The sequence below is a fragment of the Paracoccus sp. (in: a-proteobacteria) genome (genome assembly GCF_035556475.1).
Classification (GTDB): domain Bacteria; phylum Pseudomonadota; class Alphaproteobacteria; order Rhodobacterales; family Rhodobacteraceae; genus Paracoccus.
The window spans coordinates 1-1,724 of sequence record NZ_DATMFA010000042.1 but is presented as its reverse complement, the minus strand read 5'-3'; the positions used below and the strand labels follow the sequence as shown (position 1 = coordinate 1,724).

Below are 1,724 nucleotides of genomic sequence, written 5' to 3'. Positions count from 1 at the left end.
GGATATCGACGGTCTCGTCCTTGAGGTTGACGGCCACGCCATACACCTGCCGCGCATGCTCGGCCGAATAGAAGCCGTCCAGCACGTCCTCCAGCACCTTTTGCGGAGAGCGCTTGAGCGGCGAGCCGTAGCCGCCGCCGTTCGGGCTGTAATAGGTCATCACGTCATCGGCGCCGACCGACAGGCCCGAGAACTTGGAGTGCATCTCCTGCTCCTGTCCGGACCTGGAAGGGTTGCTGATCGTGCAGCGCCCCACGGCGCCGTCCTGTCCACCGAAGATGCCCCATGGCGCGTCCGTGTGGCGTTCGGATTCGTGGGTAATAAAGGCCGGCGTCAGCACCCGCTGCGCCTTGACAACCCCGATGCCGCCCCGGAACTCGCCCGCGCCCGGAGGAGCGTCGTCACGCAGTTCGTAGCGGTCGCAGATCATCGGGATATGCATCGCCAGGTCTTCCAGCGGATTATTGCGGGTGTTGGCCATCAGATTGTCGATGCTGTCCGGCCCGTCGCTGCGCGGTCGCCCGCCATAGGCGCCCTCGTTCACCTCGAGAAACACCCAGTAGTCGCCCGAGGGCCGCACGCCGGAATAGGCCGCGAAGCTGATCGAGGCAGAAGAGCCCGCGATCACCTGTTCCGGCATCACGGGGGCCAGCGCGCGGATGATCAGGTCGATCATGCGGTTGCATTGGGTAAAGCGGGCCTCGGCCGATGCGGGGGCGCGGGGATTGAAGATCGACCCAAGCGGCGCCGTGACCTTGATCGGGCGGAAGGATCCCTCGTTGGACGGCACCCGCGCATCCGAGGTGGCGGCATCCAGCAGCAGCTTGCGGAAGCCGGCATAGGCTGCGACCTTGGTCGAGCCCTCGAAGGGCACGTTATAGGCCGTGGGCGTCTGGTCGGCCGAGCCGGTCAGGTCCACCTCGACCTCGTCCCCGCGGACGCGGACCGTCACCTTGACCTTCAGGCGGTGGTCGCGGTTGCGGCCGTCGTCGTCCAGCCAGCCCTCGGCCGTGTAATCGCCGTCGGGGATTTCGCTGATGCGCTGGCGGGTCATGCGCTCGGCGTAATCCATCAGCTGATTGGCGGCGCCGAAGACCGTCTCCTCGCCGTATTTCTCGAGCAGTTCGACGAAGCGGCGCGCGCCCAGGCGGGCCGAGGCGATCTGCGCCTCGATATCCGCCACCAACTGCCCGGCCGCGCGGGAATTGCGGCGGATATAGTTCCACATGGCGTTGTTCGGCTCGCCCTTGCGGTAAAGCTTGGTGCCCGCGAACAGCATGCCTTCGGCATAGACATCGGGCACGTCGATGATCAGCCCTGGCGTCGCCGCACCGATATCGACATGGTGCGCGGTGTTTCCGGCAAAGCCTACCAGCCGGCCCTGGAAGAACACAGGCACGACGATAGCCAGGTCGGGGGTGTGGGACGAGCCGTGATAGGGGTGGTTGTGGACGACCGCGTCCCCTTCATACCATTCGCCGTCCTCCAGCGTTTCGGCGATGCCGCGCAGATAGCCGGGGATCGAGCCGATATGCATCGGCGTCGATTCCGACTCGCAGAGCGTGTTGAAATCGGTGTCGAACAGGCCCGCGCCCAGATCCTGGCTTTCCCGGATGATCGAGGAAAACGACATACGGTAAAGCACATGGCCCATTTCCTCGGCGATGGTCTCGAAGGCGCCGCGGACGACTTGCAGCGTGATCGGATCGACCTCGGTGATCTTG

The 1,724-nt window shown here is 65.2% G+C and carries 1 protein-coding gene; it reads right to left on the bottom strand.

The features are described from left to right. The coding region (locus VNQ78_RS05115) for a hydantoinase B/oxoprolinase family protein (protein WP_325687272.1) at positions 1-1,724 on the bottom strand (1,724 nt) is incomplete at both ends.